The 16,332-nt window shown below is 58.4% G+C and carries 12 protein-coding genes; 3 read left to right on the top strand and 9 right to left on the bottom strand.

Annotated elements, in window-relative coordinates:
* Positions 1–36: 36 nt before the first annotated feature.
* From mmsB to ACEWL3_RS06280, 3 genes are all read left to right on the top strand, one after another.
* On the top strand, positions 37–921 hold the full coding sequence (mmsB, locus tag ACEWL3_RS06290; protein ID WP_386179429.1) for a 3-hydroxyisobutyrate dehydrogenase: 885 nt from the start codon (positions 37–39) through the stop codon (positions 919–921).
* Positions 922–995: 74 nt separating this feature from the next.
* Positions 996–2,339 (top strand): MmgE/PrpD family protein, encoded by a 1,344-nt coding sequence (locus tag ACEWL3_RS06285; RefSeq protein ID WP_386178155.1) that lies wholly within the window; start codon positions 996–998, stop codon positions 2,337–2,339.
* Positions 2,340–2,416: 77 nt separating this feature from the next.
* Positions 2,417–2,620, top strand: coding sequence for a YgaP family membrane protein (locus ACEWL3_RS06280; protein ID WP_386178153.1), 204 nt, complete (start codon positions 2,417–2,419; stop codon positions 2,618–2,620).
* 16 nt (positions 2,621–2,636) lie between these two features.
* Here ACEWL3_RS06280 and uvrA read toward each other — a convergent pair whose 3' ends face one another.
* From uvrA to ACEWL3_RS06235, 9 genes are all read right to left on the bottom strand, one after another.
* Positions 2,637–5,522, bottom strand: a complete 2,886-nt coding sequence (gene uvrA, locus ACEWL3_RS06275; protein ID WP_386178151.1) for an excinuclease ABC subunit UvrA — start codon at positions 5,520–5,522, stop codon at positions 2,637–2,639.
* An 82-nt stretch (positions 5,523–5,604) separates the two neighbouring features.
* Positions 5,605–6,762 carry an MFS transporter gene (locus tag ACEWL3_RS06270; protein ID WP_386178149.1) on the bottom strand — a complete coding sequence of 386 codons (1,158 nt, stop codon included), beginning with the start codon at positions 6,760–6,762 and terminating at the stop codon, positions 5,605–5,607.
* An 11-nt stretch (positions 6,763–6,773) separates the two neighbouring features.
* Positions 6,774–7,337: a methyltransferase domain-containing protein gene (locus ACEWL3_RS06265; protein WP_386178147.1), complete on the bottom strand. Its 564-nt coding sequence runs from the start codon at positions 7,335–7,337 to the stop codon at positions 6,774–6,776.
* Between the two features lie 72 nt (positions 7,338–7,409).
* Positions 7,410–8,210, bottom strand: a complete 801-nt coding sequence (locus ACEWL3_RS06260; protein WP_386178145.1) for a class I SAM-dependent methyltransferase — start codon at positions 8,208–8,210, stop codon at positions 7,410–7,412.
* A gap of 64 nt (positions 8,211–8,274) precedes the next feature.
* On the bottom strand, positions 8,275–9,669 hold the full coding sequence (gene lpdA / locus ACEWL3_RS06255; protein WP_386178143.1) for a dihydrolipoyl dehydrogenase: 1,395 nt from the start codon (positions 9,667–9,669) through the stop codon (positions 8,275–8,277).
* An 88-nt stretch (positions 9,670–9,757) separates the two neighbouring features.
* Positions 9,758–10,345: a DUF924 family protein gene (locus ACEWL3_RS06250; RefSeq protein ID WP_386178141.1), complete on the bottom strand. Its 588-nt coding sequence runs from the start codon at positions 10,343–10,345 to the stop codon at positions 9,758–9,760.
* Between the two features lie 102 nt (positions 10,346–10,447).
* Entirely contained in the window at positions 10,448–11,710 is a 1,263-nt protein-coding gene (locus ACEWL3_RS06245) for an MFS transporter (protein WP_386178139.1), read from the bottom strand.
* Between the two features lie 99 nt (positions 11,711–11,809).
* Positions 11,810–12,862, bottom strand: coding sequence for a tRNA preQ1(34) S-adenosylmethionine ribosyltransferase-isomerase QueA (gene queA, locus ACEWL3_RS06240; protein WP_386178137.1), 1,053 nt, complete (start codon positions 12,860–12,862; stop codon positions 11,810–11,812).
* A gap of 9 nt (positions 12,863–12,871) precedes the next feature.
* The gene (locus tag ACEWL3_RS06235) at positions 12,872–16,255 is read right to left on the bottom strand and encodes a YhdP family protein (protein WP_386178135.1); all 3,384 of its coding nucleotides are present in this window, start codon (positions 16,253–16,255) and stop codon (positions 12,872–12,874) included.
* Positions 16,256–16,332: the final 77 nt, after the last annotated feature.

The following is a 16,332-nucleotide window of genomic DNA, read 5'->3' as shown; positions in this document are numbered from 1 at the left end:
TTGGGCAAACATGCGCTGACATTGGAGGATAGAGGTATGCAATCCCTGACAATTGGCTTTATCGGACTGGGCAACATGGGCGCGCCGATGGCCGCCAATCTGGCAAAGGCCGGACACAAGGTGCGCGGCTTTGATGTGGCTGGAACCACTGCCGCCGGAGTAGAGGTTGCGCCGGACATTGCCGGTGCGGCCAAGGGGGCCGATGTGGTCATCACCATGCTGCCCAACGGATCTATCTTGCGACAGGTGGCGGCGCAGGCGATTGAACATATGGCCAAGGGATCGCTGTTTATTGATTGCTCGACCGTCGATGTGGAAAGTGCACGCAACACATCCGAGGCCGCAGAGAAGGCCGGGGTATTGGCCGTGGATGCGCCCGTCTCTGGTGGCATTGGCGGGGCATCTGCAGGCACGTTGACGTTCATGGCCGGCGGGTCCGAGGCGGCGTTTGCCAAGGCGGCACCGCTCTTTGATATCATGGGCCAAAAGGCCGTGCATTGTGGTGATGCAGGTGCGGGTCAGGCCGCAAAAATCTGCAACAACATGATTTTGGGGGTGACGATGATCGCCACCTGCGAGGCGTTCGCGCTGGCTGATAAGCTGGGGCTTGATCGCCAAAAGATGTTTGATGTGGTCAGCACCTCGTCAGGCTATTCTTGGTCAATGAATGCCTATTGTCCGGCCCCCGGTGTCGGGCCCAACGCGCCCAGCGACAACGACTATAAACCGGGATTTGCCGCGGAATTGATGCTCAAGGATCTGGGACTGTCGCAACAGGCCGCTGAGATGGCCGACGCGGATACGCCGATGGGTGAACTGGCCCGCGCGCTTTATGCCCAGTTTGTCGAGAATGAGGATGGCAAAGGCATGGACTTTTCCGCCATGTTGCCGCGTTTTGAAAAGCGCGGGCGCGAAGGCTGAGCGTCGCAAACAGGCAATTCAGGCGCATGAGGTGACGTAAGGTGGGGATGAATGCGCCCCACTGGAAATCTGTCATGTCCCTGCCCTTTCATGAATTTGCCGCCAATCTGACCCTTGCCGATATGCCCGATGATGTGCTGCGCGTCTTGCGGCGATCGTTTACGGACACAATGGGCGTGGCCGCGGTGGGGTCGACTTCCGTAATGGCCGACATTGCCCGGCGCGGTGCCGTGGCGCTATTTGGTGCCGGGGGTGCTGGTGGTGCGCGGATCGTGATGAATGGTCAGACCGTCAGCCCCGCCGGTGCCGCGATGGCGGGGGCGTTCACCGTTGACGCCGTCGATGCGCATGATGGAACATCCCCCTGCAAGGGCCACGCCGGATCAGCGGTATTCCCCGCCCTTCTGGCCATGGCTGATGCGGCAGAGGTGCCAATGACGGGCGCAGATTTCGCCGCATTGTTGGCAGTGGCCTATGAGGTCAGCTATCGCGCGGGTCTGGCTCAGCATGCGACTTGTGCAGACTACCACACGTCTGGTGCATGGACTGCCGTCGGGGTTGCTGTCGCCTGTGCCCGCGCCTTGGGGTGCAGCGCTGATGAAATCAGACATGCGGCAGGCATCGGCGAATATCACGGCCCGCGCAGCCAGATGATGCGCTGCATTGATCACCCGACGATGCTGCGCGACGGGGTTGGCTGGGGTGCGCCATCGGGGCTCACCGCAGCCTATCTGGCCCGCGAAGGATTTACCGGCGCACCGGCGCTGACCTGCGAGGACGCGCCGGGATTTTGGGCGGACCTCGGCAACCGCTGGCGGCTGGTCGAGGACACCCATTACAAGCCCTACCCCTGTTGCAGGTGGGCACATCCGAGCCTCGATGCCGCCGCTGCATTGATGCGAGATCACGCGCTGACCCATGACCAGATTACTGCGGTCGAGATTAAAACGTTCCACAACGCCACAAGGTTGGCGGGCCATACCCCCGCCACATCTGATGAATTTGCCTATTCTATAGCGTTTCCCGTGGCGGCGATGATCGTGCGCGGACAGGTTGGCGTGCCGGAACTGGCCGAAGCCACATTACAAGACCCCGACATCCTGCGCATTTCAAAGGCGACCCAATTGGTGGATGATCCCCATTTCACTGCAATCTCTGTCGGTAAACGATGGGCGCAGGTGACGATGACGCTCAAGGACGGGCGTTCCTTCACGTCTGAGCCGCGCACGCCACGCGGCGATACCGACCTGCCCTTATCTGATGCCGAGATATCCGAAAAATTCCATCTGTTTGCCGACCCGGTGTTGGGCAGCAGTCGCGCAGATGAATTGGAAAAACTCAGCGGTTGCTTTGACACCCTGGACGCGAAAGGTTTTGCCCGCCTGTGTGATCTCGTCCTCAACGCACCCGGAAATTAGATTCATGTTGATTCAGATCAACGCAATCTGACCAAAAACATGCAACACTTTGAACATCAAACCAAGGAGTTGGAGACATGTTTTCAAAAAATGTAGGGGTTTTCGACAAGACCGTGCGGGTCCTCGTCGGGATCGCCTTGTTGGTCGCGTTCTTTATGATGCCCGACGCCCCCTATCGCTGGCTGCTTTTAATTGGGATCGTGCCACTGGCCACCGGTGTTTTAGGGACGTGTCCCTTGTACAGTTTGCTGGGCATGAACACCTGCGGCATGAAACGTTGATAAGGTCGGCGGCGGTCTATTCCGCCGCCACTTTGGTCCGTTTCTCCAGCATGGGTTTGAGGTATTTGCCAGTATAGCTTTCCGCAACCCCGGCCACCTCTTCGGGGGTTCCCGTGGCCACGATGAGACCACCGCCATCGCCGCCCTCCGGGCCAATGTCGATGATATGATCGGCTGTTTTGATCACATCCAGGTTGTGTTCAATGACGATCACCGAATTGCCCTGATCCACCAGTTCATGCAGCACTTCCAGCAGCTTACGCACATCTTCAAAATGCAGACCCGTCGTCGGTTCATCCAGAATATAGAGGGTACGACCGGTGGACCGCTTGCTCAGTTCTTTGCTCAGCTTCACGCGCTGCGCCTCCCCGCCCGAAAGCGTGGTCGCCTGTTGACCGACCTTGATATAGCCAAGGCCAACCCGCATCAGTGCGTCCATCTTTTCGCGGATTGACGGAACCGCCTGAAAGAAGGTTTGCGCATCTTCAACAGTCATGTTCAGCACGTCTGCGATGCTTTTGCCCTTGAATTTGATCTCAAGCGTTTCGCGGTTGTAGCGCGCGCCCTTGCAGGTTTCACATTCCACATAAACGTCCGGCAAGAAGTGCATTTCGATCTTGATCACGCCGTCGCCCTGACAGGCCTCGCACCGCCCGCCCTTGACGTTGAAACTGAACCGCCCCGGCTTGTAGCCGCGCGCCTTGGCCTCGGGCAGTCCGGCAAACCAGTCACGGATCGGCGTAAATGCACCGGTGTAGGTCGCTGGATTTGAGCGCGGTGTGCGGCCAATGGGGCGTTGGTCGATGTCGATGACCTTGTCGAGGTGTTCAAGGCCTTTGATGGTCTCACAAGGGGCTGGCGTTTGACGCGCGCCATTGAGGTTCATCGACGCGGTTTTGAACAGCGTTTCAATGGTCAGGGTGGATTTACCGCCGCCTGAAACACCCGTGACACAGACAAACTTGGCCAGCGGGAAATCCGCCGTGACGTTTTGCAGGTTGTTGCCGGTGGCTTTGACCACCTGCAGCTTTTTCTTGTTCCCCTTGCGCCGCGCTGCGGGCACGGGAATTTCGCGCACGCCGGTCAGATATTGACCGGTTATCGAATTGGGGTCGTTCGCCACATGATCGGGGGTACCGTGGCTGACCACACGGCCACCATGCACACCCGCACCGGGGCCGATATCGAACACATAATCGGCCTCGCGAATGGCTTCTTCGTCATGTTCCACCACGATCACCGTATTGCCCTGATCGCGCAGGTTCTTGAGGGTCAGCAACAGCCGATCATTGTCACGCTGGTGCAAGCCGATGGAGGGTTCATCCAGCACATAAAGAACACCGGTCAGACCTGAACCGATCTGGCTGGCCAGACGGATACGCTGGCTCTCGCCGCCACTTAATGTACCGCTTGAACGGGCCAGCGTAAGATATTCCAAACCAACGTTATTCAGGAAGCCGAGACGTTCCCGAATTTCCTTCAGAATCGCCTTGGCAATCTCGTTTTTCTGGACAGTCAGATGTGTAGGAACGGTCTGGCACCACTCAAATGCCTCGCGGATCGACATCTGGACCACCTGCCCCGCATGAAGCAGTTTTTCAGGCCCACCATCGGCAGGGCCAATCTTGACCGCCAAAGCTTCGGCACGCAGGCGGTAGCCGTTGCAGGTGCCACAGGAGCGGTTGTTCTGATACCGCTCAAACTCTTCGCGTATCCAATTGCTGTCGGTCTCGCGGTACCGCCGTTCCATATTGGGGATCACGCCTTCGAACACGCGCGTCACTTCGTAAACACGTCCGCCTTCGTCATAGCGAAACTTGATCTCTTCCTTACCGGATCCATAAAGGAAAACCTGCTGCACGTTTTCCGGCAGATCCTTCCACTTGGCGGATTGCTTGAAACCGTAGTGTTTAGCAATCGCTTCAATGGTCTGCAGAAAATAAGGCGACTTGCCCTTGCGCCATGGGGCCAGTGCACCGTCATATATTTTCAGGTTCTGATCCGGCACCACGAGGCGTTCGTCAAAGAACAGTTCAACCCCCAGCCCGTCGCAATCGGGACAGGCCCCAAACGGCGCGTTGAACGAAAACAGGCGCGGTTCGATTTCCGGGATGGTAAAGCCGCTGACCGGGCAGGCAAACTTTTCGGAAAAGGTATAGCGGTCCGGGTCGCCTTCGGACGGGGCCGTTTCCAGAATTGCGATGCCGTCGGCAAGGTCAAGCGCGGTGCGCAAGCTGTCCGCGAGACGCGTTTCCAGCCCTTCGCGCACCACAATCCGGTCGACCACCACATCAATGTCATGGCGAAACTTCTTGTCGAGCGTTGGCGGTTCGTCCAGTTCATAGAACTCACCGTTCACCTTGACCCGTTGAAAGCCGGTCTTGCGCAACTCCATGAATTCCTTGCGGTATTCACCTTTTCGGTCACGCACGATAGGGGCCAGCAGATAGGCGCGTGTGCCCTCCTCCATCTGCATGATGCGGTCCACCATGTCCTGAACCTGCTGCGCTTCGATGGGTTTGCCGGTGGCCGGGCTGTAAGGCGTGCCGACGCGGGCGAACAGCAAACGCATGTAGTCGTAGATTTCCGTCACCGTCCCGACCGTGGAACGTGGGTTCTTTGACGTGGTTTTCTGTTCAATGGAAATTGCCGGACTGAGGCCGCTGATGTGATCGACATCGGGTTTTTGCATCATATCGAGGAACTGACGCGCATAGGCGGAAAGCGATTCGACATAGCGGCGCTGCCCTTCGGCATAGATCGTGTCAAAGGCCAGCGACGATTTTCCAGACCCGGAAAGACCCGTGATAACAACCAGTTGGTCGCGGGGGATATCCACATCGATATTCTTGAGATTGTGTTCTCGCGCACCGCGCACTTCGATATTCTTCAGCTCAGCCATCACATGCCCCCGTTAACGATCTGTACATAGGTGGTGTGGCGGGATTCTCCAATGAAAAAATGAGAACCAAAGGGGAACAAAGTCACTCTTTGCGCAGAACACCCAAGTATAGGTGGATTGCCAGACCACCGAAAAAGGCAATCCCCGCCAGCAGAGGCAGTGCGGCATAGCCCATGCCAGCCAAGGCGGCGGCCATAATCGGCGTGCCGATGGTATTGCCGATGTTGCCCATCTGGGCCATCGCGCCATTGGCCTGCGCCTGGGTCGCGGGCGTTTCGTTCAGGTATGGTACGGCGGCAAAGCTGGCCCCCTGGATTAATCCCATCGCACCTGCCAGAGCGAGGCAGGCCAAAGGTGCACCGGGGCTGAGCCATAGCCAGACCATACAGAGTGCCGACAGGGCAAACCCGACTTCGACAACACGCACCGCCGAAATGAACCGCAAAAGCGCCACGCCGAAGGTCATGGAGACCGCGATGCTGGTCAGCGGCATTGCCCCCATGATCAGGGTGCGCACCTCTGCGTCCAGATAGGGGGGCAAGACGGTCAGGATCGACACGAAGCTGAAGGTATAAAACAACCATCCTGCCGCTGCCGCAGGGATGCGAGGGGACCGGTAGATGGTGACATGGTCGCGCAAGGTCTGGACCAGTGAGAATGGCGGCTGTGTCCCCTCGTCCGGCAGGGCGCGAAGGCGTGCAGACAAATACAGCGCAAATCCCGCCATATAGATCCCATGTGCCGCAAAAAGCGCCGGCAGGCCCAGTGAAAGCGCCAAGGGACGTCCAAGCCACGCCAACACGGCAAAGGCCACGCCAAAGAATGTGCCCCAGAGCGTCAGGGTCAGTCCCCGGTCCTTGGGCGCGCTGAGTTGGGCGATGAGGGTCGGTGCGGCAACCACGATGGCAAGATGCGATGCGCCCTCAATGATCCGGCTGAGCAACATCCAAGGCAGCGGTGGCAGGAACGCCTGCACCATTGAAACGGCCGCCCCGGCCCATAACGCCGCCAGCAAGGCGCGCCGATAGCGGATGCGCGCCACCACCAATCCAGCGACAACGCCGAACAGGATACCGACAAAACCAACCAGCGACACAATGAACCCAATGGCGGCACCCGCACTGGGATAGGCGTCAGGCAGCATGTCAAAGATCACGCTGACCTTGCCATATTGGGCAGCCGCGCCGAGGCCGGCACCCCAAAGGGCAAAGATCAAAGGAAAGGGGGTTCTATCAGTCACTCAGCTTCGCATTATGTCTTTTGGGCCAAGGCCCAGGAACAGATCGGCATCATCGGATCATTCTTGATGTCATCGGTTTCGGGGTCGTAAACGGGCGGCCATTCTTCTTCCATATTGCGCAGGGCGGCATGTCGGTTGCCCCATTGCTCAGAATGGATTGCATCCGCGTCAAAGCCGCCCTCGATCAGCAGGTTTTTGAGGCCGCGCGCGGACCAGCGTGAATTGTCCTGAGGGGCGGCGTGGAACGGCACGAAAAATGGCACAGCAACCCAGAAAAACCCGCCCTTACGCAGCATTTTATAGACATTTCGGGTGGCGGCATAGGGCCGATCCAGATGTTCCCAGACCTGATTGGCGAGGATCAGATCAAAGCAACGTTCCTTACCCGTTTCGGCATCTTTGAACGGCCCTTCACAGATGTCATATTTGGGATAACGAAATTGTTCATAGCTCTTGAAGTTGAACATTTGGCCCCATTTTCCAGACACCTCTGCGACCTCAAGCTTCTGCGGCCCAAGCGCCTGGATCATTCGACGGCTGGTCGGTTGCATGACGACACGGTTGATGCTGACCATTTGGTGTGACTTCCTAAGGGTTTGGTGCTGCGCCCAAGCCTGTGCGCAACCAGCGATTGTCGCCTGCGTTTATCAAACCCGATGCGCAATCGCGATGGCAAAAGGGACAAAACCGTAAAGCGATCCGTTTTCGATCCGACGGTCATATTCCGCAATCAGCGCATCGGCCAGCTCTTTCCCGATCAGGCCCTGTTCAACCATCATCTTGCCGCCCATGCCGACAAAGGTCATGCCGCCCTGCCCTTCGGTGATGATCCGGATTGCGACCCGAAAGGAGGCGAGTTCGAGGCCGCTCTGCGCGATCAGGTCGCGCAGTTTTCCAACCAGAAATTTGTCGGTTACGAAGTGTTCCGCGAAATACTGCGCGCAGGCACCTAGCGGGTCCGCGAAGGCGTTGCCGATGCTGGCCTTGGCAAAATCGGCGTCACAGACAACCAGTGCTCCGCCCGGTTTCAGGACGCGCGCCGCCTCGGTCAGCAAGACCGATGGGTCAGGCACATGCGACAGCACCGTGTGCATCACAACATTTTCCACGCTGGCGTCAGCGTGCGGCAATGCCCTCCCTTCGCTCACTTCAAAATTCAGGTTTTCGGGATTGTCTTTGTGGGCTTTGGCATAGGCGATCAGTCCCGGTGACATGTCACTGGCCAGAACTTGGCCGTTGTGCGCATAGGTCGCCAATTTGCGGGCGATTGCGCCGCTGCCCGCGCCGATTTCGATGTGCAGACCACCATCAGGATAGGTCAGTTCAGCCAGATAACTGTCAACGATTTCCTGCATCGCGGGTTCAGCCGCACGGGTTTCAAGCGCATCACCGACAGTTTTGATGAATTCAGCGCCGCGCGCATCGACGTCCTGAAATGGATCAGACATGACTTTCTCCTGCCGCAGGTGCCGGTGCACCCCAGATCAAGGTATCAAGCCGGAGGCCAGACACCTACATGTGGATGACACGCCCGTAGGCATCCAGCACCGCCTCGTGCATCATCTCGCTCAGCGTTGGGTGCGGGAAGACCGTGTTCATCAGGTCTTCTTCGGTGGTTTCCAACTGTCGGCCCACCACATAGCCCTGAATCAGTTCGGTCACTTCGGCCCCAACCATATGTGCGCCCAAAAGCTCACCGGTTTTGGCGTCAAAGACGGTTTTGATCATGCCGCCCTCTTCGCCCAGAGCAATCGCCTTGCCGTTGCCGATGAAGGGGAAGCGGCCGACTTTGATTTCATATCCCAGTTCCTTGGCTTTCGCCTCGGAATATCCCACGCTTGCGACCTGCGGATGGCAATAGGTGCAGCCCGCGATGCTTTCGGGTTTGACAGGGTGTGGATGTTTGCCTGCCATCAATTCTGCTACCATGACGCCCTCGTGGGACGCCTTGTGCGCCAACCATGGTGCACCTGCGATGTCGCCAATGGCATAAAGCCCGTCCACGCCCGTGCGACAGTATTCATCTGTCACAACATGGGTCCGGTCGACTTTCACACCCAGGTCCTCAAGGCCCAGTCCTTCTACGTTGCCGACGATGCCCACGGCGGAAATCACGGTGTCAAACTCTTGCTTTTCGACCTTGCCGCCCACTTCGATATGAGCAGTGATTTTGTCTTTGCCACGGTCAAGCTGCTTGACCATCGCCTTTTGCATGATCTTCATGCCCTGCTTTTCAAATGCTTTCTTGGCAAAGGCTGAAATTTCGGCGTCTTCGACCGGCAACACGCGGTCCATGACTTCAACCACGGTCGTGTCAGCCCCCAGCGTGTTGTAGAAACTGGCAAATTCAATGCCGATGGCACCAGACCCGATGACCAGCAGCTTTTTCGGCATGTGCGGCGGCTGCAATGCGTGTTTGTAGGTCCAGACGCGTTCGCCATCTGCCTCAAGCCCGGGCAGTTCGCGCGCGCGGGCACCGGTGGCCAGAACGATGTTTTTGGCGGTCAGTTCTTCATCACCTTTGTCGGTTTTTACGCTGACCTTGCCCTTGCCGGTCAGTTTTGCCGCCCCCATCACAACGGTGATCTTGTTCTTTTTCATCAGATGGCCAATGCCACCGGACAATTGCCCCGCCACCTTGCGCGAGCGTTTCACCACGGCATCCAGATCATAGCCGATGCCTTCCGCCTTTAGGCCGAATTCCTTGGCGCGGTGCATCAGGTGAAATACTTCGGAAGAGCGCAGCAGCGCTTTGGTCGGGATGCAGCCCCAGTTCAGACAGATACCGCCGAGATGCTCGCGTTCGACAATCGCGACACTCATGCCCAATTGCGCCCCACGGATCGCTGCAACATAGCCGCCCGGCCCTGCCCCAATCACAATCAGATCAAAGGATTTCGCAGCCATATCAGGGACCTCGCAGAGAAGAGTTGCAAATATAGTTTACCGTTAAACTATATTTGCAAGGGCCACAACCGCGAGAATGGCGCGAATTCTACGCCGCCTGAACGCCTTCCTGCAACGCGCGCACTGTCATGCCGTAACCACCCTGGGCCACATAATCGCGTTCAACGGCTGTCCCTGTCCGTTCAAGCGCATCGTTGCGATACGGAAAGCGTCCAAATTTGCGGATCACTTCGCGGTGCGCGCGGGCGTGCAGCAAATTGGCATCGCGGGTGACCGGCATCCGTTCGCACATAAGGCGCACACAGCGGTCCTGATCACACAGGTTTTCGGAATGCATCAGCGGCATGTAAAAGAACTGACGCGCCGGTTCGTCGATGCGCATGTCCCAGCCCTTGTCGATGGCCGATTTTGCGGCGGACAATGCGATTTTGTCGCTGGCAAAAGCCTTGCCGGTGCCGCGGAACATATTGCGCGAGAACTGGTCGGTGAGGATGATATAAGCCAAGGCACCGGACGGATATGTGAGCCAGAGAGAAAACTTGCCCTCGCAGGCTGCGTTCCATGTGTCCTCGAACCGATTGCGAATATTGGTATCAAGGGCATCGCTGGCATCATACCACCCTTTTTGGCCTATCTCATCTAACCAGAACTCTAATACCTCTTCAGGGCCTACCATTGGGTGCACTCCTTTGTCGTGCGGTTTCCAAGTTATTAAACATTAAGAGATACTTAACCTCTCTGCCTACTCACGTTTTGCAACAGGTTCGACACAGTTGCACTAATGTCCCGCATCGTCGGCGTCCTGGCTGGCATCTATTGCGTATTCCTGTGCATATTCAACAGCTACCGGCGTGGCTGAAGCGTAGATCGGCACATAGTTGCCAGTCTCGTCGACCGGCTTGGCCGCACGCTGTGTCGCGCGGTAGGCGGCATAGCCCGCCAGCACAAAAAACAAGATGGCTGTGAACAGATAAAATCCACCCGGTCCCAAGGCTGTTCCCATCAGCCAACCGGTGATGATTGGCCCAAGAATGGCCCCTAAGCCATTGATAAATACCATACCTCCGGAAGCGGCGGCCATATCTTCATGTTCCAGAAAATCATTTGTGTGGGCAATCAGCAATGAATACAGCGGGTTCGACATCCCCCCCACCACAAAGGCAGAAACCAGCAGGACCGGGAACAGATGGCCAAGCAACATACCCAGCACCGACCCGCCCCCGCCAACCAGTGACACGATCACAATCAGCGTGCGGCGGTCCATCCGGTCAGACACCCAGCCAATCGGATATTGCAAGATCACGGCCCCAACAAAAAACATCGCAACAAACATCGAAATCTGCGCCACGCTGAGCCCGGCTTCGGCCCCGTAAACCGCAGCCATTCCGAATTGCGCGGAAAACACCCCTCCCAGGAGGAACATGCCAACACAACCCAACGGGGAAAAATTCAGTAATTCCCGAAGGCTCATCGGTTTCGTGGTGTCAAAGGCAGGTGTGGGGCTGATCGACAGCAAAATCGGCGTCACCGCGATGCTGACCAGCACCGATGGAATGACAAAAAGGACAAATCCAGACGGGTCTGCGGTGAGCAAAAGGGCCTGCGCAAGTACGATGCCCAGCGTCTGCACGATCATATAAAGCGACAAGGCCTGACCGCGGTTTTCATTGGTTGCCGCGTTGTTGAGCCAGCTTTCCGCTGTCACATACACGGCAGAAAAACAGAACCCGATCAGCACGCGTCCCAAAGACCAGATGATGATGTTGGGAAAAGTAGGATAGAGGATCATCACCGCTGAGATAAGAGATGCAAGTGCCGCAAAGACGCGCACGTGGCCAACCCGCCGGATCATGCCGGGTGCCATGCGGGATCCGCCCAGAAAGCCCACGAAATAGCACGACATCACGATCGACATCTCGAATGTGGTGAACCCTTCTATGCCGCCCCGGATACCGAGCAAGGTGCCCTGCATCCCGTTTCCGACCATCAGCAATCCCATGCCAAGCAAGAGCGCCCACGCGCTGCTCAAAACCTGAATCATCTGCCCGAATCCTTTGTCACTTTTGACCCTTCCCTGAACCTAATGAAGGCCCAAGTCATCCCTTAGAACGACATGCGCGCCTTAAATTGCGGCGCGACCTCAGGGTGCGGGAAAAAGCAGCGATGCGTCGCCATAGGAAAAAAACCGATATTTTTCTGCAATCGCATGGGCATAGATGTTTTTGACGGTTTGCCTGCCCATCAGTGCGGACACCAGCATCATCAACGTGGATTTGGGCAGATGAAAATTGGTCATCAATCCATCTGCGACCTGAAATTTGAAACCCGGTGTGATGAAGATGTCGGTGTCGCCCTCCCACGCGGCGATCCGGCCCGTGCGCGCAGCAGTTTCAATCAGGCGCAATGCGGTTGTACCCACCGGGATAACGCGCCCGCCTGCCGCTTTGGTGGCCGCAATGTCAGCCGCCGCAGCGGCGCTGACCTGGCCCCATTCGCTGTGCATTTTGTGCTGGCTGATGTCGTCGACCTTGACGGGTAGGAATGTCCCGGCCCCCACATGCAAGGTGACATGGGTGAATTTAACCCCCTTCACCGCAAGGGCGGCAAGCAGGCTGGCGTCAAAATGCAGCGACGCCGTTGGGGCGGCGACGGCCCCCGCACGGCGGGCAAAGACGGTCTGATAATCGGTCAAGTCACGGGCATCGGCAGGCCGCTTGGCGGCGATGTAGGGCGGCAGCGGCATGGCACCTGCGGCATTGAGGGCGTCATCAAAGACATCACCTGCGCAATTGAACCGCAGATGGCCCTGCCCGTCATCAACACCGTCCAATGTCGCAGAAAAATCGGCGCTGAACACAACGGTTTCCCCGATCTTGAGCTTGCGCAGCGGTTTGATCAGTGCAGCCCAGGTGCCATCCGCGCGCGGTTCCAGCAAAGTCACCTCGATCCTGGCCTGCACCCGTCCTTGGGTGCTGTCGCGAACCCGCTGGCCCGTCAGACGCGCGGGGATCACCTTGGTGTCGTTGAGCACCAGCAAATCCCCGGCCCGCAACCAGGTGGTCAGGTCGGTCACATGGCCATCACGCAGATCAGCACCCTGCGCCACCAGCATGCGCGCCGAGGAACGCGGCACAGCGGGGCGGGTGGCGATCAGGGTTTCGGGCAGATCAAAATCAAAGTCAGACAGTTTCATGGCCGCGCCCTACCGATCCTCGCCGCGCAGGACAACTGGTTTATCGCGCTCGGGTGGCGGTGCGGGTAAAGTTGATCCGGTAACCCCGTCAACGGCGGGCAATTCGGGTGCCGGGGCGCGAAAGATTTCTCGAAGACCGCCGGGCGTCAGTGCAGACAGCGGATTGACCGATACATTTGGCGCTTTGGCCGGACCCTTGAGGGTATAGTTGAACCCGATCAACCCCTCGCCCTTGCGGGTGAAAATCGACCCGATCCCATTGAGCAGATAGACAGGCGTGATCACGCCCTGCATGTTCACCTGCCCGCTGTCCAAAACATAGATGCCGTCCATGGACAGCCCCATGGATGCACCCACGGCGCTGGCCTTGGTCAGGGTCAGCCGGTTTGGGGTCAGCCTGAAATCTGCTTCAACATCGTCAAAATAGATACCGTCGCCATTCAGTTCATTGATCAGGCCCACCACCGAAACGGCATTGAGCAAAGCGGCGATGCCCGGTGCGTCCTTTATGCGCACATCACCAATCGTCAGCCGTCCGTCAAAGGCACCGCCCGATCCAACCGGCAACAACGACAGCGACAGTTGACCGCCAACGACCTGTTTGAGCAAGCCCCCCGCCCGCAGCACACCGCCTGCATCGGCCGAGATCAGCCGCACAGCACTGCGCCCTTGTTGCGGTATCACGCGGCCCTCAACGGGTGATTCACCATTCAGTTGCGCCTGAAAAGCCCCGTCCAGTCCGCGCGCTGTGTCAAATCGCCCGTTCAGGCCGATCAGCGCGATGGTGTCGGTTATCTGCAACCGGTCCAGGGTGACAATCATTGGCGGACCGGGTGGCGCATTCGCATTTGGTTTGCCAAATTCAGCGCGGCGCAGATCAAGGGTGCCTCCGCGCAGCACCACCTGAACCGGCTTGCCCTTGCCCTGCCCGATCAGGTCCACCGGGATATCAAGCCATTCACCAAGGCGCAGGCGGTCAAAACGCACCCTGTCCAAGGAGCCGCCTTCCGCAAGACGCACCGAGCCTTTGGCGCTTAGCCCGGTCCCTTCGATTTGCAGCACATCGACCTGTGGTGTCGTCCCCAATTGTCCCGAGACCTGCAAATTTCCGGATGCTGAGCGTGGCTTGACCCATGACAATTGCGGCACCGAAAGCGATATCCCGCGCAGGTCCGACCCAAGGGCAAATTTCGGCGGTTTGCCCCGCTGAAAATCAAGGGCGATCCGGGCGCTGCCTTCGCCGGAAAACATGCCCGACGGCAAGGTGATGCCAAACGCATCAAGTGTTGTCTGGGTCAGGTTCACATCACCGCGCAAGGCGCTCTTGCTGGCCCCCGCACCGATGGGCTGTGTCCATGTGCCGTCAAAGGGCACCCCGTCAATGCGTCCTTTGCCAGAGATGGTCAGCCCGTCATTGTCGACCGCTACCTTAAGGCGCGCGGCCCGCAACGCGCGCCCTTTGACCAATGTGTCGGTGCGCAACGACACCAGATCACCGGTCGCATGGAATTTGACATCTCTGGGGTCGCCGCCTTTTCTCAGCGGCACCGCCAAAGTCCCTTCGAGGACCGCTTGTGCATCGGCCAGATCGACAGGCAGCTTGACCTTGTCCATCACCTGCATCGGTTCTTGGTTCAGCAAGGACAGCGCGGCGGTGAGCGTTGAGCGTGTCAAAAGCCGTATAACGGACGGAGGGCCATCCTTAACTCGCACATCAGGCATGATAAACGACGATCCGCTCAAGGCAACGGCACCCCCTTGGGGGGCAATGACCTGACCATCATCCACAGTCACCACAAGGCGGTTATCACTCAGGCTCATGTGGCCGCGCCCTTTGGTAACGGGCGGCATGGTGCGCATGAAACGCACCGTGGCATCGTGATAATCAAACGCGAGATAGGTTTGCGGCGACGCATCGGGGCTGCGGCGCAAGGCCAGATCAATATTGCTCAGCACCCCGGCTTGCAGGTTTTCAACCAGCCAGGTCCGGGTCTTGGGCTTGAGCCGCTCTGGCCATAATTCCAACAGCCGCTCAGGTCGCACCCCGTCCATGCGCCCGTCCAGCGACAGCCGCCAGCCGTTGGGATCGGCCTGCAAACCGCCATCAACAAGCAGGGTCTGTCCCTGATCGGAAATCTGCAACCGACCCAGTTGGACGCGAAACGGCTTCAGCTTCATTTGGAAATCAATGTCAGCTTCGGCCAGACTGACAGGTTCGGGATAGAGATTCAGCGGGTTTGCCGTCAGCTCTGTCAGGGTGAATTGCCCGACCAGATCGGTCAGCTGTCCGCCTGCCCCCACGCCCCCCAGCGCGGCGGTCCCACTGGCCTGTCCGCTGATCCATTGGCTGCGCACAGACAGGGAATCGAACCGCAACAATTGTTCTGCCGGATCATAGCTGAAGTAACTGCGCGCACCCTCAAAGGGAATCGGTTTGGTCTGCTCATTTGGCTGCACCACCCCAGCCCCGATTTGCAACGTCGCGTTGATCGGCGCAAAGCGACCGTTTTCGTCCAGACCACTTCGTACGGAGCCCGAAATTGGTGCGCGCAGCACGTCGAGCCATGCGAATGCGGGGCCTTGAGCTGCAATGTCCGGGGCTGCGATGCCATCAAAACTGACCCCGAATTCGGCCGCCGTATCGCCTATATCGCTGGTGTAATTGGCCGCCAAAGTCGCCACGCCCGCCCCCCCACTGAGCACAGCCAGATCCGCAGCCAAGGTCAATGCCTTGCCTTTGCGGGTTGCGACGATCCGCCCGCCATCCAATGTCCAGACCCGACCGGACCGGACGTCTTCATAGCGCAGCGTCAGGGCGCGCAGTTCAATGTTGACCAGCGCGTTCAACGCGGGCGTATCCAACACCTGATCCATCTGCCCAATCAGCTGCGGCAGCGTTGCGGCCTCTCGCCGGGGGGCAGACGGTGCGGTGCCCGCGATCAAGGAAACGCGCCCGTTCTCGCCCCGCCTGAGCGCGGCATAGACCCCGGACAGCGCCACATCACGCGGTTGGACGACACCGCGCAGCAGGGCGCGCATGGAAAATGACGCCTTGAGTTCGTTGAAGCCGATGATCTGCGTGCCGGTGGGCGTGTCCACGGAAACATCTCGAAGCAGCGCACGAGGCCGCCACCCTTCATCCATGACAAAGACCATTTCGCCAAAAGTCACGCGCGCTTGCGGCATCTCTTGAGCGATCCGCGCCTCAATACGCGATTGCACCCATTGTGGCGCGGTGATGGGGCGTTCCTTCACGTAGATGAACGCGCCTGCCGCAGCGATCACCACAAGCATCGTCATCGCCAGTGACCAGACCCCGGCGCGGCGCAATCGACGGCCGCGCGGTTTTGGTGTGGGTGGGTCGACGCCTTTGGTCATTGATGTCCATGTCATGGGAATTCCGGGGGGCTTGGCCGTTGCCAATTTCGCCCTAGTATGACAGCCCTTACCTGCCCTTCCAAGTGAATAGA

This window comes from Sulfitobacter sediminivivens (assembly GCF_042611115.2).
In the GTDB taxonomy this organism is placed as follows: domain Bacteria; phylum Pseudomonadota; class Alphaproteobacteria; order Rhodobacterales; family Rhodobacteraceae; genus Sulfitobacter; species Sulfitobacter sediminivivens.
The sequence above is the reverse complement of the archived record's forward strand: the minus strand, read 5'-3'. Positions and strand labels throughout refer to the sequence as shown.